Origin of the sequence: Micromonospora sp. NPDC005686 (genome assembly GCF_042871665.1) — a bacterium.
Lineage (GTDB): Bacteria > Actinomycetota > Actinomycetes > Mycobacteriales > Micromonosporaceae > Micromonospora.
Genome location: NZ_JBIAIY010000001.1, coordinates 54,707 through 76,093, shown reverse-complemented (window position 1 = coordinate 76,093; position 21,387 = coordinate 54,707). Strand labels below are relative to the sequence as shown.

The following is a 21,387-nucleotide window of genomic DNA, read 5'->3' as shown; positions in this document are numbered from 1 at the left end:
TCATCAGAGGGCGCCCTTCGTGGACGGCACCACGCCCGCGTTGCGCGGGTCGAGCGCGGTGGCCTCGCGCAGCGCGCGGGAGACGGCCTTGAACTGCGCCTCGACCACGTGGTGCGCGTCCGGGTGGCCGCCGGGGCGGGCCGCGCGCAGCACGTCCACGTGCAGCGTGATCCGGGCCGACTGGCCGAACGACTCCCAGATGTGCCGGGTCATGCTCGTCGGGTAGACCGGCCCGATGTACGGGGCCAGCGCCGGCTCGTCGTGCACCACGTACGGGCGGCCGGACAGGTCGACGGCGGCCCGGACCAGCACCTCGTCCATCGGGACGGTCGCCGATCCGTACCGCCGGATGCCGGCCTTGTCGCCCAGCGCCCGGTCGAACGCGGCGCCCAGCGCGAGCGCCGTGTCCTCCATCGTGTGGTGCGCGTCGATCTCCAGGTCGCCGACGGTGTGCACGGTCAGGTCGAAGCCCCCGTGCCGGGCGATCTGGTTGAGCATGTGGTCGTAGAAGCCGACGCCGGTCTCGATGTCCGCCTTGCCGGTGCCGTCGAGGTCGATCTCGACGAGCACCTTCGTCTCGTTTGTGACCCGCTCGATCCGGGCGATCCGGCTCATGAAACTCTCTCCATCGCGGTGAGGAAGGCGTCGGTCTCGGTCGGGGTGCCGGCGGTGACGCGCAGCCAGCCGGGCAGGCCGACGTCGCGCACCAGCACGCCGGCATCGAGCAGGGTACGCCAGGCCACCGCCTGGTCCCCCTCGACGGCGAACAGCACGAAGTTGGCGTCGCTGTCGGCCACCCGGTGGCCCCGGGCGCGCAGCTCGGCGACGATCCGGTCCCGCTGCGCCATGATCGCGGTCACGGTGCCGAGCAGGGCGTCCCGGTGCGCCAGCGCCGCGCGGGCCGCGGCCTGGGTGAGCGCGGACAGGTGGTACGGCAGCCGGACCAGTTGCACCGCGTCCACCACCGCCGGGTCGGCGGCCAGGTAGCCGAGCCGGCCCCCGGCGAAGCCGAACGCCTTGCTCATGGTGCGGGTCACCACCAGCCGAGGGTGGCCGGGCAGCACGGCGAGGGCACTGACCGTGCCGGGACGGGCGAACTCGGCGTACGCCTCGTCCACGATCACCATGCCGGGCGCCTCGTCCAGCACGGCGGCGACCACCGCCGGGTCGAGCGCGGTGCCGGTCGGGTTGTTCGGCGAGCAGAGGAACACCACGTCCGGCCGGTGCTCGCGGACCTGGGCCACCGCCTGGTCGGCGGTGAGCCCGAAGTCCTCGCCGCGCCGGCCGGGCACCCACCGGGTGCCGGTGCCGAGCGCCAGCAGCGGGTGCATCGAGTACGCCGGGGTGAAGCCGAGCGCGGTGCGCCCGGGACCGCCGAACGCCTGGAGCAGTTGCTGCTGGATCTCGTTGGAGCCGTTCGCCGCCCACACGTGGTCGGCGGTGAGCCCGTGGCCGAGGTAGGCGGCCAGGTCGGCGCGCAGGGCCACCGCGTCCCGGTCCGGGTAGCGGTTGAGGTCGCGCAGCTCGGCGGCGACCGCCTTGCCGATCGCCTCGACCACCGGCTCGGGCACCGGGTAGGAGTTCTCGTTGGTGTTCAGCCGCACCGGCACGTCGAGCTGCGGCGCCCCGTACGGCGTACGCCCGCGCAGGTCGTCGCGGATCGGCAGGTCGTCGAGCGTGGTCACGACGCGCCGCCCTCGCCGAACCGGACGCTGACCGCCTGGCCGTGCGCCGGCAGGTCCTCCACCGTCGCCAGCGTCACCACGTGCGGCGCCACGTCGCGCAGCGCGTCGCGGGTGTATTCGACCAGGTGCACGCCGCGCAGGAACGACTGCACCGACAGCCCCGAGGAGTGCCGCGCGCAGCCACCGGTGGGTAGCACGTGGTTGGAGCCCGCGCAGTAGTCGCCGAGCGACACCGGCGACCAGGCGCCCACGAACACCGCCCCGGCGTTGCGGACCCGCAGCGCCCACTCGCGGGCGTTCTCGGTCTGGATCTCCAGGTGCTCGGCCGCGTACGCGTCGACCACGCGCAGCCCGGCCTCCAGATCGTCGACCAGGACCACGCCGCTCTGCTCGCCGCGCAGCGCGGTGCCGATCCGCTCGGCGTGCTTGGCCGCCGGCGCCTGCCGGGCCAGCTCCGCGTCGACCGCGTCGGCCAGCGCGGTCGACGGGGTGACCAGCACGCTCGCCGCGAGAGGGTCGTGCTCGGCCTGGCTGATCAGGTCCGCGGCGACGTGCGCCGGGTCGGCGGTGTCGTCGGCCAGGATCGCGATCTCGGTCGGGCCGGCCTCGGCGTCGATGCCGACCACGCCGCGCAGCAGCCGCTTCGCGGCGGTGACCCAGATGTTGCCCGGACCGGTGATCATGTCGACCGGCTCGCAGCGCTCGTCCCCGGCCGGGTCGACGCTCGCGCCGTAGGCGAGCATGGCGACCGCCTGGGCGCCGCCGACCGCGTACACCTCGTCCACGCCGAGCAGCGCGCACGCGGCGAGGACCCGCCGGTCGGGCAGGCCGTCGTTGTCCTTCTGCGGCGGGCTCACCACGACCAGCGAGCGCACCCCGGCCGCCTGGGCCGGCACCACGTTCATCACCACCGTCGACGGGTACATGGCCAGGCCGCCCGGGACGTAGAGGCCGACCCGGTCGACCGGCACCCACCGCTCGGTCACCGTGCCGCCGGGCACGACTGTCGTGGTGTGGTCGGTACGGCGCTGGTCGGCGTGCACCTTGCGGGCCCGGGTGATCGACTCCAGCAGCGCGGCGCGTACCTGCGGGTCCAGCTCGGCCTCGGCGGCGCGGATCGTCTCGACCGGCACCCGCAGCCGCTCCGGGGAGACGCCGTCGAACCGTTCGCTGGCTTCCCGGACCGCCGGGTACCCATGGTCCCGGACCGCCTCCACGAGCGGGCGGATCCGCTCGACCGCCACGGAGACGTCGAGCTGGGCACGGGGCAGCAGGCGGCGCGGGTCACGGACCCCGCCGCGCAGGTCGATCCGATTCAACACGCCTGCGAGTCTAGGCCGCCGCCGGCGCCGCCGGCCGGGCCCGCCCGCACGCCGGGACGGTGAGCCGGGACACGCGCGGGCGGGCGCGTTGGCGATACGCTCGATCACGTGAGCGCACGGCTGCCGGTGTTCCCGCTCGGGACCGTCCTCTTCCCCGGGCTGGTCCTTCCGCTGCACATCTTCGAGGAGCGCTACAAGGCGCTGGTGCGCCACCTCGTCGGGCTGCCCGAGGACGCGCCACGCGAGTTCGGCGTGGTGGCGATCCAGGCCGGCTGGGAGGTGGCGCCGGCCGGGCCGCCGGGGCGTTCCGGGCCGGCCGGCGGAGAGGTCACGCTGCACGAGGTCGGCTGCACCGCCGAGCTGCGGCAGGTCACCGAGCTGGCCGACGGCGGCTTCGACATCGTCACCGTCGGGCGGCGACGGTTCCGGGTCGCCGAGGTGGACGCCTCCGCCGAGCCCTACCTCACCGCCGAGGTGGAGTGGCTGCCCGAGCCGGACGGCCCGGACGAGACCGCCGACCTGCTGGCGGCCCGGGTGATCTCGGTGTTCCGGCACTATCTGGGCCTGATCCGGCCGGACCAGCAGGAGATCACCGAACAGCTGCCGGAGGATCCCACGGTCCTGTCGCACCTGGTCGCGGCGACCGCCGCGCTGACCGTCGCCGACCGGCAGCGGCTGCTCGCCGTCGACGACACGGCCGGCCGGCTGCGCGCCGAGCTGCGCCTGCTCAACCGGGAGACGGCGTTGCTGCGGCGGGTGCGCGCGGTGCCGGTGCCGCTCAGCGAGCTGGCTGGTCCCCCGGCGCCGAACTGAAACCGGGCGGAGGCGGCGGCCAGGCGGCGTCGGGCTCCGGCTCCGGCCGCAGCGACGGCCACCGCGACCAGCCCGCCAGCAGCGTGTACGTGACGGCCGCACCGAACGCGGCGAGCAGCAGGTTCCCGTGCGGCAGCGGCAGCGGGCCGTACCAGTCGACGCCACCGGCGCGCAGGTCGACGGGCTTGGTGAACGCGGTGCCCGGCGGCGCGGTCTCCACCAGCCGCTGGAACGTCGACAGCCCGATCCGGCGGCCGACCTGCCAGGCCACCACCGCCGCGCCGAGGCCGCCGAGCGTCACCGTGAGCAGGCCGGCCGGGCCACGCCGGCGGCGCAGCAGCACCCACAGGGCGACGGCGGCGAGCACGCCGAAGCCGAGCGTCAGGAGGCTGAACCAGCCGTCCGCGGCGATCGGCTGTTCCGGCTGGGTGGTCGCGTAGACCGTGCCGGCCGGGGTCTGCCGCACCGGGGTGGCTGGGGCCGCCCACACCCACAGCAGCCCCAGCGGGGCGCCGAGCGCGGTGAGCAGCGCGACCACGCCGAGCACGGTGAGCAGCGGGCGGCCGGACCGGGTGGCGCCGGGCAGCTCCGCCGCCATGAACGGATGCCCGGCGAGCGGGTCGGCGCCGGGCGCGGTGACCGGTGTGCCGGCCGGCACCGGCAGGCCGCCGGGCCAGCCGGGCGGCTGAGCGGGCTCGGGCCGGGCGACGCCGTCGGGGCGCGGGCCGGGACCGCCGGTACGCGCGTCGGCGCCGTCGCTGCGCTCGCGCGCCCGCTCGGGCTCACTGGTGTCCGGACTCACGCGTTGATCCTCTCAGGCCCGGGCACGGTGCGGGGCGGTGGTCGGCGCTCAGCGCGCGAACGGTTCCAGCATCACCGCTGCCGCCTTGAGCCAGGCGTTGCGGGTCTCCGCCTGGAGCTGGTGGTACTCGATCGAGGAGCCGGTCTCCAGCGCCGGGTCGTAGGGCACCACGGCGACCACGCGGGTCCGGGTGGCGAAGTGCCGTTCCAGGTCGTCCTGCAACGAGGTACGCCCCGGGGTGGGGCACGAGATCAGCGTGACCGCGTTGTCGGCCAGCTCGCCCATGCCCTCCTCGTGCAGCAGGTCGAGCATCCAGTCCGCGCTGAACGCCGCGTCCTCGCGCGGCACCGTGGTCACCACGAGCTGGTCGGCGGCCTGCATGACGGTGCGCCAGTTGGGGCTCTCCACGTTGTTGCCGGTGTCCACGCAGACCACCTCGTGGGTGCGGCGCAGCAGCTCCAGCACCCGCTTGACGGTGAACTGGTCGAGCCGCTGGGCGAAGCGCGGGCTCTCCTCGCCGGCCAGCACGTCGTACGAGCCGTCGGAGGCGTGCCGCAGGTAGTCGTCGAGGTGCGACAGCAGCGTGTTGCCGTCGAGGATCTCGATCTGCGCCAGGTCGTGGATCAGGTGGCGGATGGTACGGGCGTGCCGGGCGCTGCCGGCCCGCAGACCGAGCGTGCCGCGCAGCTCGTTGTCGTCCCAGGCGAGCACGCCGCGCCCGCGTACGCTGCCCACCGTCGCGGCGGCGAGCACCGTCGCCGTGGTCTTGTGCACCCCGCCCTTGGGGTTGGCGAAGGCGAGCACCCTCGGGGTGCCCAGCTCGCGGCGGAGAACGCTGGTCGCCCGTTCCACCTCCGGGTCCGGCTCCGGGGCACGCCACTGCACCTGGGCCGCCTCGACCCGGCCGGACCGCCCCTCGGGCGGACGACGGGGCGCGGGCACCACCGGCTCCGGGACGGGCGGCGTGTCGGGCCGGTAGCGGCCCCGGTCGAGCAACGCGTAACGGGACTCGGCCGGCGGCGCGGGCCGGTAGCCGCCGTCGAGAAGGGAGTACCGGGACTCGACCGGCGCCTCGGCCCGGCCGAGCGGCTCCGCGCGGGCGGGCTCGGTCCGGCCGAGCGGCTCGGGGCGGGCGGGCTCGGTCCGGCCGAGCGGCTCGGGGCGGGCGGGCTCGGTCCGGCCGAGCGGCTCCGGGCGGGCGGGCTCGGGCCGCCAGGACCGTTCCGGGCGTGGCTCGGCGGTGAAGGGCTGCTCAGGGCGTGGGTCGGGCACGAAGGACGGGCCGGCACGCCAGGACGGGTCGGGCGGGTAGGGCTGCCCGGCCCGCCAGGACGGCTCCGGGTCGCTGCGGTACGCCGGTTCGGCCCGGTAGGCCGGCTCGCCGTCGTGCCGGGGGTCGGCGCGGAAGGCCGGGTCGACCCGGAACGTGGCCTCGGCCCGGTAATCGGGCTCGGCGCCGTACGACCCGTCAGGGGCACGACCGACGGGTGTGGCGCGACCGGTCCAGCCGGTGCCCGCGCCACGACGCGGCAGCGGGTCGGGCGGCGGGGCCGGATGCTCCTCGACGTGCCGGTCGGCGTCGGCGTGCTCCGCGCCGCGACCGCCGAGCCGGGCCCGGTCGAGCAGCGCACGCCACCGCGGCGCCGGCTCGCCCTGCCGACCCCAGCCGGTCTCGCTGCCGTCCAAGGATTCGCCCTCCCCCAGCCCATCGATCTCCGCCTGACAGGCTACGAACGAAACCCTATTCGGACCACTCCCCGCGCCGCGCATCGCCCATCGACCCGCCGCACGATGGGATCGGCCGGGTCACCGCGCGCCTGGACGTCTCAGGAGGTGGGAGCGGGATTGGGCGCCCCGGAGCCGGCGGCCGGGGCGGGGGCGGTCGGTGAAGGTCCGCTCACTGTCCGTGCGGCTTCCGACGAATCGCCCATTCCGCCTGCCTCGTCCGGGCCGGTGTCGGCCGGCGGCCGCACCACGTCACGTTGCTCGGGCAGCGGCGGGGTGAACACCGTCCGGTCCAGGCGGCGCACCTCCGGCGCCGGGTCCACCACCCGCACCCCCGCACGCCCGGCGAGGGCCCGCAGGGCGTCCGGCGCGGCACTCACCACCGCGGCGTAGACGCAGGCGCAGCCCGTCCGGTACGCCGCCGCCTCGCGGACGGCGACCTCGGCGCCGCTGTCGTACACCCGGCGCAGTTCCGTGTCGGCGGTGGCGGCGGCGCGGGAGCGGTAGTCGGCGGCCTCCCGGTCCTTGCGCCCGGCGACGCCGGCCATCCCGGCCACCACGTCCTGCGGCAGCCGCAGCGCCGCGATCCGGACGATCTCGGTCTGCCGGCCGGGCAGCGGCACCCGCGCGACCACCGCCGAGACCCGCGTGCCGTCCAGCGCGGCGGCCGCCCGCGCCGGGGTCAGGTAGTCGGCGAACGAGACGAGCGCGTAGCCGTCCGGCGCGTCGAGGCGGGCCAGTTCGTCCCCGGCGGCGCGCAGGTACTCCGGGATGCTCGCGCCGCCGGTCACGCCGACCCTGGTGACCTCGCCGACCGTGCGGTCGCTCACCGGCCGGTCCCGCCGCTGCGCCACCGCCACCACCAGCACCACGAGCGCGCAGGCCAGCGCGAGCCAGGTCAGCGCGGCGGACCGGGACCGGCGCGGCGGCGCGGGATGGTCGCTCACGTCAGTCGCGCAGGATCTCCAGCGCCCGGGCCAGGTCGTCCGGGTACTCGCTGACGAACATCACCTCGTCGCCGGTGCCCGGGTGCGCGAAGCTCAGCGAGCGGGCGTGCAGCCACTGCCGGGCCAGCCCCAGCCGGGCCGACAGCGTCGGGTCCGCGCCGTAGGTCAGGTCACCCACGCAGGGGTGCCGCATGCTGGAGAAGTGCACCCGGATCTGGTGCGTCCGCCCGGTCTCCAGCCGCACGTCGAGCAGGCTGGCCGCGGGGAACGCCTCCAGCGTGTCGTAGTGGGTGATGCTCGGCTTGCCGCCGGAGACCACCGCCCAGCGGTAGTCGTGGTGGGGATGCCTGTCGATCGGCGCGTCGACGGTGCCGCTCGACGGGTCCGGGTGGCCCTGCACCACGGCGTGGTAGCGCTTCTCCACCTCGCGGTACTTGAACGCCCGCTTCAGCGCGGTGTATGCGCGCTCGCTCTTGGCCACCGCCATGATCCCGGTAGTGCCCACGTCGAGCCGGTGCACCACGCCCTGCCGCTCGGCGGCGCCGCTGGTGGAGATCCGGTGGCCGATGCCGGCCAGCCCGCCGATCACGGTCGGGCCGGTCCAGCCCGGGCTCGGGTGCGCCGCCACCCCGACCGGCTTGTCCACCACCACGATGTCGTCGTCGGCGTACACCACCGTGAGGCCGGGCACCGCCTGCGGCACCACTGTCGGCGGCGCGGCCGGCGCGGGCAGGGTGACCTCCAGCCACGAGCCCGCCTTGACCTTGTACGAGTTGGGCCGGGCCACGCCGTCGACGAGCGCGTCGCCGGCGTCGATCAGACCGGCGGCGGCGGTGCGGGAGAGCCCGAACAGCCGGGACACGGCCTGGTCCAGGCGCATGCCGTCGAGGCCGTCGGGGACGGGCAGGGAGCGGGTGTCGCCGCCGGCGGCGAAGGCGGAGGTCACGCGGTCTCCCGCTGCTCGGCCGGGGCAGCGGCGTCGCGGTTGCCGGCGCGCTTCTCGTCACGCAGCCGGGAGCCGTCGCGCTGCCGGCCGGTCAGCTCCAGGAAGACCGCGAGCACCACGCCGCACACCAGCGAGCTGTCGGCCAGGTTGAACACCGGCCAGACCTGGCCGTACGGGTCGAAGAGGCTGATCATGTCGACCACGTGGCCGACGAAGTGCCCCGGCGCGCGGAAGATCCGGTCGATCAGGTTGCCCAGCGCGCCGCCCAGCACCAGGCCGAGCGACACCGCCCACGGCAGTGAGCGCAGCCGCACCGCCATCCAGGCGATCCACCCGATCACCACGAACGTGATGATCGGGAAGACCCAGGTGTGGTCGGAGCCGATGCTCCAGGCCGCGCCGCTGTTGCGGGTGAGGCTGAAGTAGACCGCGCCGCCGAGCACCGACACCGGCTCCCGGCCGGTCAGCTCGGCGAGCGCGAGCTGCTTCGTGCCGAGATCCGCCAGCAGCGAGAGCACGGACACGCCCAGCAGCAGGCCGACGGCCCTGCGGCGGGGCGCGCCGGCGCCCGACTCGGTGGTGCCGGCCCCGGCGGGCGGTGCTGCGGTCATCTGCTCCCCATCGACGTTCGCGACGGCGTGGTCACCGTCTGCCGTACGGCCGCCGGGGAGCGGTGATCAGCGCCGCTCCTCCAGCTGCTTGCACGTCACGCAGAGGGTGGCCGACGGGAACGCGGCGAGCCGCTCCACCGGGATCGGGTTGCCGCACCGCTCGCACCAGCCGTAGCCACCCTCGTCGAGGCGCTCCAGCGCGCGCTCGACCTGCGTGATCCGTTCCTTGATGCTGTTGGCGAGAGAGATCTCCTGCTCACGCTCGAACGTCTTGGTCCCGGTGTCGGCCTGGTCGTCCCCGGCCGAGTCGGTCAGCCGGTCGCGCTGCAGCTCGGTGATCTCGCTCAGCGTCTGATCGTACTCGGCGTTGAGCTCGTCCCGCCGCGCCGCCAGGGCGGCCCGGATCTTCTCGGTCTCCGCCGCGCTGCGGGTGGCCTTCGCCACCGGCTTGCGACCGGCGGTCCTGGTGTCGGCTGGCTTCGCCATCGTCAGCTCCCTCAGCCGCATGGCGCGGCGGTCAGCGGTACGTGGGCGGGGACGCCCTCGTCGGCGTCTCCGCGTACGGAAGGGTGCACGGCGAACGGGACCGCCGTGCACTCCGGAGGTTGGCAAGAATACGGAACGTACAGGCGTCCGACAATGTGCCGCACCGTCATCCCACGTATCCGCCCCGGACTGCCATCAATCGGGGCAAAAGGAACGGTAGCAGATCAGGGGGTCGATTCCTCGCCGTACTCCCCGAACCACCTCGCCAGCCGGCCCCGGCGGCTCACCGCCCGCAGCCGCCGCTCGGTCTCGTCCCGCACGCCCGCCGTGGCGACGATGAGCAGGCTGTCCCCGATCTTGAGCCGGGTGTCCGGGCCGGGCACGAAACCGACGCCGTCGCGCAGCACCAGGGTGACGGCGGCACCGACCGGCAGCCGCAGCTCGTCCACGTGCACCCCGGCCATCCGCGACCCGGCCGGCACCTCCAGCTGGAGCAGGTCGGCGCGCATCCGTTCCAGCGGGGCGGTCTCCAGCAGGATCTCGCTCGCCTCGGCCGGCGCGGTCACGCCCAGCCGGCGGGCCGCCGACGCCAGCGTGCCCGCTTGGAGCAACGTGAAGATCACCACCAGGACGAAGACCGCGTCGAACAGCCGGCCCGCCCCCGGCACGTGCAGCGACAACGGGATGGTCGCCAGCACCACCGGCACCGCGCCGCGCAGCCCGGCCCAGGACAGGAAGAGCTGCTCACGCAGGTTCACCCGGAACGGCAGCGCGGAGATCGCCACCGACAGCGGCCGGGCGAGCAGCAGCAGCGCCAGCCCGGTGATCACGGCCGGCAGCACCGCCGCATCCAGCCGGCTCGGCGACACCAGCAGGCCGAGCAGCACGAACAGGCCGATCTGGGCCAGCCAGGCCAGCCCGTCGGCGAAGCCGAGGATGGCCTGCCGGTGCGGCAGCCTGGAGTTGCCGAGCAGCACGCCCGCGACGTAGACGGCGAGGAAACCCGAGGCGTGCAGCACCGACCCGGCCGCGTACGCCAGCACGGTGAAGCCGACCACAGCGATCGGGTACAGGCCGGCCGACGGCAGCGCGGCCCGGCGCAGCGCGTACCGGCCGGCCAGCCCGGCACCGACCCCGACCGCCACGCCCGCGCTCAGCTCGTAGCCGACCAGCAGCACCTCGTACCACCAGGCGTGGGACGACTCGGCGCCGGCGCGGGAGAGCAGCAGCACCAGCAGCACGACCGGGGCGTCGTTCACCCCGGACTCGGCCTCCAGCGCGGCCACCAGCCGGGGCGGCAGGCGCAGCCGGCGCAGCGTGGCGAACACGGCCGCCGCGTCGGTGGAGGAGAGCACCGCGCCGTAGAGCAGCGCCAGCCGCCAGTCCAGGCCGAGCAGCAGGTGCACCACCACGCCGACGACCACGATGCTGACCACGACGCCGACCGTGGACAGCGCCGCGGCCAGGCCGAGCACCGGCCGCAACGTGCTCCACCGCGCGGTCAGGCCCCCCTCCGCGATGATCACGATGAGCGCGCAGAAGCCGAGCACCCGGGTCAGCTCGACGTCGTCGAACCGGATACCCAGGCCGGCCTCGCCGAGCAGCACGCCGAGCGCCAGGTAGACCAGGAGACTCGGTACGCCGAGCCGGGTGGAGAACCGCACCGCGCCCACCGCGACCAGCAGCACGGCGGCGCCCACGAGCAACGCGACGTCGAGCCCCGGGGTCATCGCCGGCCGGCCGGACCGGATCTCACGCCGTGCTGCCGTCACGCAGCCGGCGCAGCACCTCGGGCAGCCCGTCGTGCGGGCGCTCCACCAGGAAGAGCTTGTCCCGACTGGCCGCGCCGGAGCGCAGCGACACGGTCGCCGGCCGGACGCCGAGCGCGTCGGCGAGCGCCCGGCGGGCCGCCTCGGTGGCGCGGCCGTCCACCGCGGGCGCGTGCACCGCGACGACGAGCGCGGGACCGTACGGGCCGTCGAACCGTCCGCCCACCCGGGCACGGGCCGCGCCGGGCTTCACCCGCACCGCGACGGTGAGCGTGTCGTCCGCGATCGCCATGGTCAGCGCGGAGCCTCGGCGAGCAGGGTGGTGGCGGCGGCGCAGTGCGCGCACGGGGTGAAGCCCAGCCCGACCGCCTCGGCCACCGGCAGCGGCTCGTCGTCGCGGCCCACCAGGTGCGGGCAGTCGGGCAGATGGAAGCGGGGGTGCCCGTCGACCACCAGGACGTCGGCGGGCAACCGGACCAGCCGGGCGACCTCCCCGGCGGAGAGGAACTCGGCCGGCGGATCGCCGTCGAACGCCTCGCCGGGTGCGGGCGAGGTGGGGCGGGGGGCCTGCGGAACGCGCGGGCCGGGCGGCGAGTAGGGCGCGGGTTCCTCGTACGGCCCGGCGGCGGCTCCGGCGTCGGACGGCGGCGGGTACGGCGCGGTGGCGGCGGGCTCGTACGGGTCGGTTTCGAACGGCTCGGCTGGCGGCGAGTACGCGGCCGGCGGCGGTGCGTCGTCCGGCTCGGTCACCGGCGACCCGGGCGGTTGCCGCCACCCGGATCCGCCGGTGCCGGCGGTGGACGTGTGGTGCGGGACCGGGCTCACCGTTTCGTCAGGGGACGAGACGGTGTGCGGGGTCCGCAGCCGCGGCCCGGTCTCCCGGCCGGCCGTGGCCCGCGCCGCGGCGGCCTGGCGGGCGAACGCGACGAAGGCGACGGCGGACAGCAGACTGGCCGCGATCGAGACGATGAGCAGGAGGCTGGATCCGCCGACGAGGCCGGCGATCAGCAGCACGACCGCGACGAGGATGAGCAGGATGCTGGCGGCTACCACGGCTCACCCCCGGCCGCGTCGTGTCGGTCTGGGCGGTCGGTGGCCGTCCCGGGGGGACGGCCACCGATGCGGGATCAGCGGCCGGACTCGAGCGAGCCCGCGCGGCCACCGCCGTAGGAGCCGGCCGTGGCGAGACCGTTGCTGCCGGTGGCGCGGTTGCCCTCGCGGTTCATCTCGACCTCGAGACCCTGACCGCGACCGTCGAGGTCACGCAGCTGGCTCTCCAGGTACGCCTTGAGGCGGGTGCGGTACTCGCGCTCGAACTGCTTGAGCTCCTCGATGTGCTTCTGCAGCGCGGTGCGCTTGGCGTCCAGGCCGCCCATGGCCTCCTGGTGCCGCTGGCGGGCGTCCCGCTCCAGGGCGTCGGCCTTGGCGCGCGCCTCCCGGGTGACCTCCTCGGCCTTGGAACGGGCCTCGGAGAGCAGCTGGTCGGCCTCGCGACGGGCGTCGGAGACGTGGTCGTCGGCGGTGCGCTGGGCCATCATGAGCACCCGCAGCGCCTGCTGCTCGCCGTCGCCGGTCACCCCGGCCGGGCCACCCTGCGTGCGCACCTGCTCCAGCTCGGCCTGCATCGCACGGGCCGCCTGCTCGGCGGCCGCCTTGTCGCGCTGCACCCGGTCGAGCTGGGCCTTGACGTCGTTGAGCTCCGCCGCGAGGCGGGCGTCACCGCCGGGGCCGGCGGGAGCGCCACCCCGACCGCCGCGCTCCACCTGGGCGCGCAGCTCGTTGTTCTCCTCGATCAGACGGGCCAGCTCGCGCTCGACCTCGTCCAGGAAGGCGTCGACCTCCTCCTCGTCATACCCCCGCTTGCCGATCGGCGGCTTTTTGAAGGCGACGTTGTGAACGTCGGCCGGGGTCAGCGGCATCGAAACTCCTCGGGTCAGTTGCGGCCGCGAAAGCGCTCTGGTCAGGCAAACGCGAAGATCAGGCGCCTAAACACGAACTCCATCAGCACGAACAGGATAACCAGGAGCACAAGGGAGGCCAGGTCGATGCTCACGGTACCAATTCGCAGTGGCGGGATCACACGCCTCAACGCTCGCAGGGGCGGATCAGTGACGCTCCACACGACTTCCAGGCCCGCCGACGCTCCCCGGCCCGGTTGCCAGCGGCGACCGTAGGCCAGTACCGCGCCCAGAACGAATCGCCCCAAAAGGACAATTAGGAAGATATACAGCAACAGGTAGAGCACCTGGAACAGGATCGACAACACGGCAGGCGACGTCCCTCGGTCATGGTCAGCTCAGGCTGAAGAAGCCGCCCTCAGCGATCTTGGCCTTGTCCTCCGCGGTGACCTGGACGTTGGCCGGTGAGAGCAGGAACACCCGGTTGGTCACGCGCTCGATCGTACCGCGCAGGCCGAACGCGAGCCCGGCGGCGAAGTCGACCAGCCGGCGGGCGTCCGCCTCGTCCATCTCGGTGAGATTGATGATCACCGGTACGCCGTCGCGGAAGTGCTCGCCGATGGTCCGCGCCTCGCGGTACGTGGTCGGGTGCAGCGTGGTGATCTGATACCGCTGCTCGTCCTCCGGCGCCACCGCCCGCTCGCGCGGCTGGACCTGCGGCGCGAGGGCGAGATTGTCCCGGGTGTGGTACGACAGGGCGCCCGACGTGTCACCGCCGGAGGACCGGGTGATCGACCGCACGCTGGAGCGCTCGACCCGCTCCGGGCGCTCGGACTCGCCCCGGTCGGTGTCGACCGAGCGGCTGGAGGCGCGCTCGGACAGCCGGCCGCGGTCGCCGAGCCGGCTGCGCGTCGTCGGCGGCTCCTCGGCCTCGTCGTCGTCCTCGTCGGCGAACTCCTCGGCGTACCGGCTCGACCGGTAGCGCGACGAGTCCCGGTAGCTGCCCTTGTCGTAGCCACCGTCCTCGTACGCCCGCTCGTCGTCCTCCTCGACGAGACCGAGCCAGACCCCCGCCTTGCGCAGTGCACCCATCCCCGCGCCCTTCCGTCCGCCGTGCGGCACGCGCCCCCGTGCCGTGTCGCTTGATCACAAGTGGACGATCATGCCCACCGGACTGGATCGGCAATCCCCTGACGCGCGGTTCGCGGTCCGCCCGTCACGGCCCCCGGCTACGGGAACGCCGTCCTGAACAACACTGATGTAATTTGCTTCCGTCTTCGTGAGGCTACCGCAGCGCAGGGCGCATTCCGAGCAACGCGCTGCCGACACGGACATGTGTCGCGCCGTACCCGATCGCGCTCTCCAGGTCTCCGCTCATGCCCGCCGACAGCGCCGTGGCGCCCGGATGGTCGGCCCGCAGCGCCGCCACCACCTCGGCCAGCCGGGCGAACGCCCGGTCCGGCTCCCAGCCCAGCGGCGCCACCGCCATCAGGCCGGCCAGCCGCAGCCCGTCGGCACCGGCCACCGCCGCGGCCACCGGGCCGAGCCCGCGCTGCGGATCGGCCGCGCCCGGCAGCGCCCCGCCCCGGGCCGCGTCGCCGTCGATGCTCACCTGCACCAGCACGTCCAGCGGCCGGTCCCGGAGGGCGCCGGCCGCGGCGTCCAGCGCGGCGGCCAGCCGGACGCTGTCCACCGACTGGACCACGTCGGCGTACCGGACCACCGAACGGGCCTTGTTGCGCTGCAGCTGGCCGATGAAGTGCCAGCGCGGCGCCACCCCGGCGGCGGCCACCGTCTCGGCCTTCGGCGCCGCCTCCTGGTCGCGGTTCTCGCCGACGTCGGTCACGCCCAGACCGGCCAGCGCGACCACGTCCGCCGCCGGGTACGTCTTGGTCACCGCGACCAGGGTGACCTCGTCGCGCTGCCGTCCGGCCGCCACGCAGGCGTCGGCGATGCGGGCCCGGACCCGGGCCAGTCCGGCCGCGAGTTCGGCGCGCCGCTCGGGACGCACCGCCGTCTGTGACTCCGTCATCGGCGCGGCTCAGGACCCGTTCTTGAGGAAGTCGGGCACGTCGACGTCGTCGAAGAGCACCCGGCGCGACGGCTGCTGCGGCGCCGGCATGGTGGACGGCGGGCTCACCGGCGCGTTCGGCTGGGCCGGCGGGTTCTGGTTGCTCTTGCGCGGCGGCTCCACCGCCTTGTACGCCGGCGTGCCCCCGTCGAAGCCGGCCGCGATCACGGTGACCCGCACCTCGTCGCCGAGCGCGTCGTCGATGACGGCGCCGAAGATGATGTTCGCGTCCGGGTGGGCCGCGTCGGTGACCAGTTGCGCCGCGTCGTTGATCTCGAACAGGCCGAGGTCCGACCCGCCGGCGATGGACAGCAGCACGCCGCGCGCGCCGTCCATGCTCTGCTCCAGCAGCGGGCTGGAGATGGCCGCCTCGGCCGCCTCCACGGCGCGGTTCTCGCCGCGGGCGCTACCGATGCCCATCAGCGCGCTGCCGGCGCCACTCATCACGCTCTTGACGTCGGCGAAGTCCAGGTTGATCAGGCCCGGCGTGGTGATCAGGTCGGTGATGCCCTGGACACCGGAGAGGAGCACCTGGTCCGCGGTCCGGAACGCGTCCATCATGGAGATGTTGCGGTCGCCGAGCGCGAGCAGCCGGTCGTTCGGGATCACGATGAGCGTGTCGCACTGGTTGCGCAGCTCCTCGATGCCCGCCTCGGCCTGGACCTGCCGGCGCTTGCCCTCGAACGAGAACGGCCGGGTGACCACGCCGATGGTGAGCGCGCCGAGCTTGCGGGCGATGTTCGCCACCACCGGCGCGCCGCCGGTGCCGGTGCCGCCGCCCTCGCCACAGGTCACGAACACCATGTCCGCGCCCTTGAGGACCTCCTCGATCTCGTCGCGGTGGTCCTCGGCGGCGTTCTTGCCGACGTCCGGGTTGGCGCCCGCGCCCAGTCCCCGGGTCAGCTCCCGGCCCACGTCGAGCTTGACGTCGGCGTCACTCATCAGCAGCGCCTGCGCGTCGGTGTTGATCGCGATGAACTCGACGCCCTTGAGCCCAACCTCGATCATCCGGTTGACGGCGTTGACGCCGCCGCCCCCGATGCCGACGACCTTGATGACCGCCAGGTAGTTGTGCGGAGGTGTCATCTCCGGTCCTTTCCCTTCGAGATTGGCATGGGCCGACCCCACACGGCTTGGCCGGATCAGCGGTCGAACATGTCCCTCGTCGCCTCCGACGGCTGAACTCTCACCCTCTACTAGAGGCTTACAGTTATGTCAACCACTGATCTCTTCCGGGCAACGTATGCGCCGCCGCGCCAGGAGCCAAGGACCTGTTCCGGCGTGTCGCCGACCGAGCGACAGGGGACACATCACCTGCCCGCTGAGCCGAGGGTCACTCGAACGTGACCACGTCCGGCGCGCTGACGTCGATCCGGTCCGCCTTGCGGCTCAGCAGGGCGGTGGCCACCGTCGACTTGTCCGCGCCCCGGGAGGCGTCGCCCCAGAAGACCTGACGCTCGCCGCGCAGCAGCAGCGTGATCCGCGCCAACCCGGCCACGTCCACCGCGACCAGCTCCGCACGCAGCTTCTCGCCCAGCGCGGCGAGCACCGCCAGGCCGGCCCGCGTACCCGGGTCGTCGGGGCCGGGCCGGGCGACCCGGACCTGCGGCAACCCGTCCGGCGCCCGGTCCAGGCGCTGGAACACCACGCCGGAGCCGTCGACGACCACGAAACCGTCACCCTGCGGCACCGCCGCCACCGGCGTGCGCTCCTGCACCCGGATCACCAGCGTGCCCGGCCACTCCCGCTCCACAGTGGCACGGGCCACCGGCGGCAGCGTGCCGACCCGGCGCGCGGTCGCGTCCAGGTCCACCCGGGCCAGCGGCTCGTCGTCCGGCACCGCCGCCGCGTCGCGGATCTGCACCGGAGTGACCAGCCGCGCGCCGACCACCCGTACCTCGCGCACGCCGAACAGGCCGGTGCCCAGCACCGTCCACGCGACCAGGCCCGCGACGGCCAGCACCGCGGCGGCCACCGCCCAGGGCAGCGCGGCCCGCATCCGCCGCTGCCGGGCCCGGGCCATGAACCGGCGGGTCGACGGCGGCACGGCGTCCGCGTTGGCCCGCACGAGCTGCCAGCGCCGGGCCGGGCTTCGCCGCCCGGCGCCGCCGTCCGGTCCGGGGGTACGGCCGCGGGCCGGACCGGGACTCATCCGGCGGGGGTCGCCGCGCCGTCCGGGTCGACGCCGGCGCCGAGCCCCGCGCCCTCGCCGGAGCGGGCGAGCAGGCCGTCGAGCAACTGGTCACCCATCAGCGAGATCGGCGGCGCCCCCATGGTCACCACGACGTCGCCGGCACGCGCCCGCCGGGCCACCTCGCCCGGCACGTCGTCCCACGCCTCCACGAACACCTTGCGCTCGGCCGGCAGCGGCACCACCTCGATCAGCGCGGCCGAGCCCTCGCCGGGGCGGCGTGTCTCGCCGGGACCGAAGACCTCCAGCAGCACCACCTCGTCGGCGATGCCGAGCGCGGCGGCGATCTCCGCCTGGTTGTCGCGCGTGCGGTAGAGCCGGTACGGCTGGAAAACCACGATCAGCCGGCCGTCGCCGGCGACCTCGCGCAACGTCTGCAACGCCAGCGTCATCGAGGTCGGGTGGTAGGCGTACTCGTCGTAGACCAGCACGCCGTCCGCCGCGCCCTTGCGCTCGAAGCGGCGCCGCACGCCGGGGAACGCGCCGAGCGCGGCCTCCGCGGCGGCCACCGGCAGTTCCAGCAGGTACGCGGCGAGCACCGCGGCGGCGCTGTTGAGCGCCATGTGCCGGCCCGGTACGGGCAGCCGGATCTCGCCCAGCGGCCGGCCCTCGATCTCGGCCTGGAAGCGCACCCCGTGCGCGGAGGAGACGACCTCGCTCATCCGCAGGTCCGCGTCGGCGGACTCGCCGTAGGTCCAGACCCGGCGGCCCTCGGCGCGCAGCGTCTCGGCCAGCCGGCGCCCGCCCGCGTCGTCGGCGCAGGTGATCACGAACCCGGCCGGGTCGGTGAGCCGGGCGAACTCGGCGAACGCCGCCTCCAGGGTGGCCAGGTCGCCGTAGGTGTTGAGGTGGTCCGCCTCGACGTTCGTGATGATCGACACGAACGGCCGGTAGATGAGGAAGGAACGGTCGCTCTCGTCCGCCTCGACCACGAAGTGCTCGCCGGTGCCGTGGTGCGCGCCGGAACCCACCTCGGAGATCTCGCCGCCGATCACGAACGACGGGTCGGTGCCGGCCTGCTGGAGCACCATGGTGACCATCGAGGTGGTGGACGTCTTGCCGTGGGTGCCGGCCACCGCCACCGTGCGGCGGCCGGTCATCGCGGCGGCGAGCGCCTCGGAGCGGTGCAGCACCCGCAGGCCCCGCCGACGCGCCTCGACCATCTCCAGGTGGTCCTGCGGGATGGCGGAGGAGTAGACCACCGTGTCCACCCCGTCGAGGTTGGACGCCTCGTGGCTGGAGTGGATGGTGCCGCCCAGCGCCCGCAGGCCGGCCAGTGACGGCCACTCCCGCAGCTCGCTGCCGGAGACCGGCAGGCCCCGGGTGAGGAAGAGCCGGGCCAGCCCGGCCATCCCGACGCCGCCCACCCCGATCAGGTGGATCCGGCCCAGGTCCTCCGCCGTCATGGTGCCGGCGGGCGTGAACTGCGCGGTGTTCATCAGACGTACCTTCCCGTCGCGGCGCCCTTCATCAGCGGGCCACCGCCTCGTAGACGAAGTTCAGCAGCGCCACGTCGCCGTCCCGGCGGCCGTACCCGGCCGCGGCGGCGCCCATCGCGTGCAGTCGCTGCGGGTCCCGGATCAGCGGGATCACCGTCCGCTCCAGCCACGCCGGGGTCATCTCGGCGTCGTCGACCAGCAACCCGCCGCCGGCCTCCACCACCGGCAGCGCGTTGCGCTTCTGCTCCTGGTTGCTGTGCGGGTAGGGCACGTAGACGGCCGGGAGGCCGATCGCGGCCACCTCGGCGCAGGTCATCGCGCCGCCCCGGGCCAGCATCAGGTCGGCGGCGGCGTAGCCCAGCTCCATCTCGGACAGGTACGGCAGCGTGACGTACGGCACCGGCAGGTCGGTGGGGACCGAGACCGGCTCGTTGCGGGCGCCGATGACGTGCAGCACCTGAACGCCGTTGCGGGCCAGCTCCTTCGCCGCGCCGGAGACGGCCAGGTTGATCGAGCGGGCGCCCTGCGAACCACCGGCGACGAACAGCACCGGCAGGTCGGGACGGAGTCCGAAGTGGGCGCGGGCGGCGTCGCGCAGGGCGGCCCGGTCCAGCCCGGCGATGCCCCGGCGCAGCGGCACACCCACCACGCGGGCGTCACGCAACGCCTCAGCCTGAGCCGGCTGGTGCGGGAAGCCCACCGCGACGTTCTTGGTGAACTTCATCCCGAGCCGGTTCGCCACGCCCGGCGGCACGTTCACCTCGTGGATGACGATGGGCAGTTCCCGCCGCCACGCGGCCAGGTAGCCGGGCACCGAGACGTACCCGCCGAAGCCGACCACGGCGTCGGCCTGGACCTCGTCGATCACCTTGCCCGCCGCGCGCGCCGCCTTCCACATCCGGTCCGGGGTGCGCACCAGGCTCATGTTCACCGACCGGGGAAGCTGGTAGGCCGGGATCTGCCGCAGGTCGTAGCCGGCCGGCGGGATCAGCTCGTTCTCCAGCCCTTTCGGCGTGCCCAGACAGGTGATCCGGACGCTCGGGTCGTGTCGGCGCAGGCAGTCGGCGAAGGCGAGCAGCGGGTAGATGTGCCCGCCCGTACCCCCTCCGCAGAGCACCACCGAACGCAGCGGACCCATCAGCGTCTCCTCTCGTTCGCCGTTCCGGCGCGCGCCCGGTCGGACCGGGCGCCGCGCGGCGCGGCCTGGTCGTCCTGCCGCCGCTGCCGGGACCGGGGCACGGACCCTCGGTCGGCCGGAGGCGGCGCCGGTCGGCGGCGCCGGCCGGGAAGCGGCGGCAACGGGGCCCACACTAGTCGGACCCATCGGGCGGGCGGACGGGCGTGCAGCGCTCGCGCCGCGTCCGGCTCCGCGCGGGCGAACGAGGCGAGCATGCCGATCGCGGCGAGCGTCACCACGAGGGCGCTGCCGCCGTCGGAGATGAACGGCAGCGGCACGCCGGTCAGTGGCAGCAGCCCGGTCACGCCGCCGACGTTGATGACGGCCTGGCCGACCAGCCAGGCGGTCACCCCGGCGGCGGCGAGCCGGCGGAACGGGTCCTCGACCCGGCGGGCGATCCGCATCCCGGTGTACGCGAGCACGGCGAACAGCGTCAGGACCACCGTGCAGCCCACCACGCCCAGTTCCTCGGCGACGATGGCGAAGATGAAGTCGTTGTGCGCCTCGGGCAGGTAGTTCCACTTCAGCGAGCTCTGCCCCAGGCCGACGCCGAACCAGCCGCCGTTGCCGATCGCGTAGCGCGCCTGCACGAGCTGGTAGCAGTAGTCGAGCTGCTGCTCGAAGCAGGTCTTCGGGTCCGGCGGGTCGAGCCACATGGTGAGGCGGCCGAGCCGGTAGTTGTCGGCGTCCCGGGAGCCGGAGCCCGCGCCGAGTGAGGCGGCGGCCACCAGCAGGCCGACGCCGGCAAGGCCGATCGCGGACAGCGCGGCGAACACCCGGGCCCGCACCCCCGCCGCCCAGAGCATGCCGACCACCAGCGCGAGCAGGCAGAGCATGCTGCCCAGGTCGTTGTAGCCGACCAGGACGAACAGCAGGCCCACCACCGGGAACAGCGGCGTGGCCAGTTCCTTCCACCAGCCCAGCGCCGCGCCCTTGCGGGCCAGCACGTGCGCCGCCCACAGCACCAGCGCGAACTTCGCCACCTCGACCGGTTGCAGCGAGATCGGGCCGAGGGACAGCCAGAGGAGCTCGGCCTTCAACGGCCCGATCGACGTCACCCCGAACAGCGAGTTCAACGCGACGAGCAGGTTGAGTGTGAGCAGCAGCGCCACCGCCACGCCGAGCGCCGGGCGGCTCACCGCCCGGAACGTGCGCGCGGGCAGCCGCTGGCAGGCCCAGAACGCGCCGATGCCGATCACCGCGAACACGGCCTGTTTGGTCAGCGACGCGGACGCGTCGCCGCCCTCGGCGAAGTCCTTCACGCTGGTGGCGGAGAAGACCATGGTGAGGCCGATGAGCAGCAGCAGGCCGGCGCTGGACAGCAGCAGGTAGTACGAGGCCAGCGGCCGGGCCAGCAGACCGCGCAGCGCGGCCAGGCCGCCGGCCGGATCCCAGCGCGCCCCGGGCGGGTCGGCCGGTGGCGTGGCCGCCGGGGCACGGCGGGCCGGCGGGTCGCTGGTCACCTGGATGTCTCGTCCCTCCCCCACAGGCCCATCATGGCCGCT

At 74.5% G+C, this 21,387-nt stretch carries 22 protein-coding genes; 1 reads left to right on the top strand and 21 read right to left on the bottom strand.

Going from position 1 to position 21,387, the window contains the following annotated elements:
* Positions 1 to 3 precede the first annotated feature (3 nt).
* From hisB to hisD, 3 genes are read right to left on the bottom strand one after another with little or no spacing between them, the layout of a single operon-like run.
* Entirely contained in the window at positions 4 to 615 is a 612-nt protein-coding gene (gene hisB / locus ACFYON_RS00350; RefSeq protein ID WP_030500263.1) for an imidazoleglycerol-phosphate dehydratase HisB, read from the bottom strand.
* A complete protein-coding gene (locus ACFYON_RS00345) occupies positions 612 to 1,685 on the bottom strand; it encodes a histidinol-phosphate transaminase (RefSeq protein WP_354870198.1) in 1,074 nt (357 codons plus the stop codon). Before ACFYON_RS00345 ends, hisB begins: the two co-directional genes overlap by 4 nt.
* On the bottom strand, positions 1,682 to 3,007 hold the full coding sequence (hisD, locus tag ACFYON_RS00340) for a histidinol dehydrogenase (RefSeq protein WP_355015113.1): 1,326 nt from the start codon (positions 3,005 to 3,007) through the stop codon (positions 1,682 to 1,684). Before hisD ends, ACFYON_RS00345 begins: the two co-directional genes overlap by 4 nt.
* Before the next feature lie 108 nt (positions 3,008 to 3,115).
* Here hisD and ACFYON_RS00335 point away from each other — a divergent pair, with 108 nt between their 5' ends.
* Positions 3,116 to 3,820 carry an LON peptidase substrate-binding domain-containing protein gene (locus tag ACFYON_RS00335; RefSeq protein ID WP_387189829.1) on the top strand — a complete coding sequence of 235 codons (705 nt, stop codon included), beginning with the start codon at positions 3,116 to 3,118 and terminating at the stop codon, positions 3,818 to 3,820.
* Here ACFYON_RS00335 and ACFYON_RS00330 read toward each other — a convergent pair.
* The 18 genes from ACFYON_RS00330 to ACFYON_RS00245 all read right to left on the bottom strand — a co-directional run bounded on the left by ACFYON_RS00330 (position 3,786) and on the right by ACFYON_RS00245 (position 21,345).
* Positions 3,786 to 4,622 (bottom strand): DUF2567 domain-containing protein, encoded by an 837-nt coding sequence (locus ACFYON_RS00330; protein WP_354870191.1) that lies wholly within the window; start codon positions 4,620 to 4,622, stop codon positions 3,786 to 3,788. The genes ACFYON_RS00335 and ACFYON_RS00330 overlap by 35 nt on opposite strands.
* A 48-nt stretch (positions 4,623 to 4,670) precedes the next feature.
* Entirely contained in the window at positions 4,671 to 6,308 is a 1,638-nt protein-coding gene (locus ACFYON_RS00325; RefSeq protein WP_387189832.1) for an ATPase, read from the bottom strand.
* Between the two features lie 140 nt (positions 6,309 to 6,448).
* Positions 6,449 to 7,294, bottom strand: a complete 846-nt coding sequence (locus tag ACFYON_RS00320; RefSeq protein ID WP_354870187.1) for a hypothetical protein — start codon at positions 7,292 to 7,294, stop codon at positions 6,449 to 6,451.
* 1 nt (position 7,295) lies between these two features.
* Positions 7,296 to 8,240, bottom strand: coding sequence for an RluA family pseudouridine synthase (locus ACFYON_RS00315; RefSeq protein WP_354870185.1), 945 nt, complete (start codon positions 8,238 to 8,240; stop codon positions 7,296 to 7,298).
* On the bottom strand, positions 8,237 to 8,851 hold the full coding sequence (lspA, locus tag ACFYON_RS00310) for a signal peptidase II (RefSeq protein WP_354870183.1): 615 nt from the start codon (positions 8,849 to 8,851) through the stop codon (positions 8,237 to 8,239). Before lspA ends, ACFYON_RS00315 begins: the two co-directional genes overlap by 4 nt.
* A 66-nt stretch (positions 8,852 to 8,917) precedes the next feature.
* On the bottom strand, positions 8,918 to 9,337 hold the full coding sequence (locus ACFYON_RS00305) for a TraR/DksA C4-type zinc finger protein (protein WP_018785248.1): 420 nt from the start codon (positions 9,335 to 9,337) through the stop codon (positions 8,918 to 8,920).
* Positions 9,338 to 9,561: 224 nt separating this feature from the next.
* The gene (locus ACFYON_RS00300) at positions 9,562 to 11,067 is read right to left on the bottom strand and encodes a potassium/proton antiporter (RefSeq protein ID WP_354870181.1); all 1,506 of its coding nucleotides are present in this window, start codon (positions 11,065 to 11,067) and stop codon (positions 9,562 to 9,564) included.
* Between the two features lie 22 nt (positions 11,068 to 11,089).
* Complete coding sequence (locus ACFYON_RS00295) at positions 11,090 to 11,398, bottom strand: DUF167 domain-containing protein (protein WP_354870179.1); 309 nt, start codon at positions 11,396 to 11,398, stop codon at positions 11,090 to 11,092.
* Positions 11,399 to 11,400: 2 nt separating this feature from the next.
* Positions 11,401 to 12,159: a hypothetical protein gene (locus tag ACFYON_RS00290; protein ID WP_354870176.1), complete on the bottom strand. Its 759-nt coding sequence runs from the start codon at positions 12,157 to 12,159 to the stop codon at positions 11,401 to 11,403.
* A 74-nt stretch (positions 12,160 to 12,233) separates the two neighbouring features.
* Positions 12,234 to 13,025, bottom strand: a complete 792-nt coding sequence (locus ACFYON_RS00285; protein WP_354870173.1) for a DivIVA domain-containing protein — start codon at positions 13,023 to 13,025, stop codon at positions 12,234 to 12,236.
* Positions 13,026 to 13,066: 41 nt separating this feature from the next.
* Entirely contained in the window at positions 13,067 to 13,372 is a 306-nt protein-coding gene (locus ACFYON_RS00280) for a YggT family protein (protein ID WP_354870170.1), read from the bottom strand.
* 25 nt (positions 13,373 to 13,397) lie between these two features.
* Positions 13,398 to 14,096 carry a cell division protein SepF gene (locus ACFYON_RS00275; RefSeq protein WP_354870167.1) on the bottom strand — a complete coding sequence of 233 codons (699 nt, stop codon included), beginning with the start codon at positions 14,094 to 14,096 and terminating at the stop codon, positions 13,398 to 13,400.
* 193 nt (positions 14,097 to 14,289) lie between these two features.
* Positions 14,290 to 15,036, bottom strand: a complete 747-nt coding sequence (locus ACFYON_RS00270) for a YggS family pyridoxal phosphate-dependent enzyme (protein ID WP_387320410.1) — start codon at positions 15,034 to 15,036, stop codon at positions 14,290 to 14,292.
* 9 nt (positions 15,037 to 15,045) lie between these two features.
* Positions 15,046 to 16,161: a cell division protein FtsZ gene (gene ftsZ / locus ACFYON_RS00265; RefSeq protein ID WP_354870162.1), complete on the bottom strand. Its 1,116-nt coding sequence runs from the start codon at positions 16,159 to 16,161 to the stop codon at positions 15,046 to 15,048.
* A 247-nt stretch (positions 16,162 to 16,408) separates the two neighbouring features.
* The gene (locus tag ACFYON_RS00260; protein ID WP_354870159.1) at positions 16,409 to 17,227 is read right to left on the bottom strand and encodes an FtsQ-type POTRA domain-containing protein; all 819 of its coding nucleotides are present in this window, start codon (positions 17,225 to 17,227) and stop codon (positions 16,409 to 16,411) included.
* Positions 17,224 to 18,705 carry a UDP-N-acetylmuramate--L-alanine ligase gene (gene murC / locus ACFYON_RS00255; protein ID WP_387189841.1) on the bottom strand — a complete coding sequence of 494 codons (1,482 nt, stop codon included), beginning with the start codon at positions 18,703 to 18,705 and terminating at the stop codon, positions 17,224 to 17,226. Before murC ends, ACFYON_RS00260 begins: the two co-directional genes overlap by 4 nt.
* A 31-nt stretch (positions 18,706 to 18,736) precedes the next feature.
* Positions 18,737 to 19,843, bottom strand: coding sequence for an undecaprenyldiphospho-muramoylpentapeptide beta-N-acetylglucosaminyltransferase (gene murG, locus ACFYON_RS00250; RefSeq protein ID WP_354870154.1), 1,107 nt, complete (start codon positions 19,841 to 19,843; stop codon positions 18,737 to 18,739).
* Positions 19,843 to 21,345, bottom strand: coding sequence for an FtsW/RodA/SpoVE family cell cycle protein (locus tag ACFYON_RS00245; protein WP_387188802.1), 1,503 nt, complete (start codon positions 21,343 to 21,345; stop codon positions 19,843 to 19,845). The genes murG and ACFYON_RS00245 overlap by 1 nt, the downstream gene beginning before the upstream one ends.
* Between the last annotated feature and the right edge of the window lie 42 nt (positions 21,346 to 21,387).

Bases quoted from the DNA above. Each gene is read 5' to 3' on its own strand.
- hisB (WP_030500263.1), bottom strand. From the start codon at position 615: ATGAGCCGGATCGCCCGGATCGAGCGGGTCACAAACGAGACGAAGGTG.
- lspA (WP_354870183.1), bottom strand. From the start codon at position 8,851: ATGACCGCAGCACCGCCCGCCGGGGCCGGCACCACCGAGTCGGGCGCC.
- ACFYON_RS00305 (WP_018785248.1), bottom strand. From the start codon at position 9,337: ATGGCGAAGCCAGCCGACACCAGGACCGCCGGTCGCAAGCCGGTGGCG.
- ACFYON_RS00300 (WP_354870181.1), bottom strand. From the start codon at position 11,067: ATGACCCCGGGGCTCGACGTCGCGTTGCTCGTGGGCGCCGCCGTGCTG.
- ACFYON_RS00295 (WP_354870179.1), bottom strand. From the start codon at position 11,398: ATGGCGATCGCGGACGACACGCTCACCGTCGCGGTGCGGGTGAAGCCC.
- ACFYON_RS00285 (WP_354870173.1), bottom strand. From the start codon at position 13,025: ATGCCGCTGACCCCGGCCGACGTTCACAACGTCGCCTTCAAAAAGCCG.
- ACFYON_RS00275 (WP_354870167.1), bottom strand. From the start codon at position 14,096: ATGGGTGCACTGCGCAAGGCGGGGGTCTGGCTCGGTCTCGTCGAGGAG.
- ACFYON_RS00270 (WP_387320410.1), bottom strand. From the start codon at position 15,036: ATGACGGAGTCACAGACGGCGGTGCGTCCCGAGCGGCGCGCCGAACTC.
- ftsZ (WP_354870162.1), bottom strand. From the start codon at position 16,161: ATGACACCTCCGCACAACTACCTGGCGGTCATCAAGGTCGTCGGCATC.
- ACFYON_RS00260 (WP_354870159.1), bottom strand. From the start codon at position 17,227: ATGAGTCCCGGTCCGGCCCGCGGCCGTACCCCCGGACCGGACGGCGGC.
- murC (WP_387189841.1), bottom strand. From the start codon at position 18,705: ATGAACACCGCGCAGTTCACGCCCGCCGGCACCATGACGGCGGAGGAC.
- murG (WP_354870154.1), bottom strand. From the start codon at position 19,843: ATGGGTCCGCTGCGTTCGGTGGTGCTCTGCGGAGGGGGTACGGGCGGG.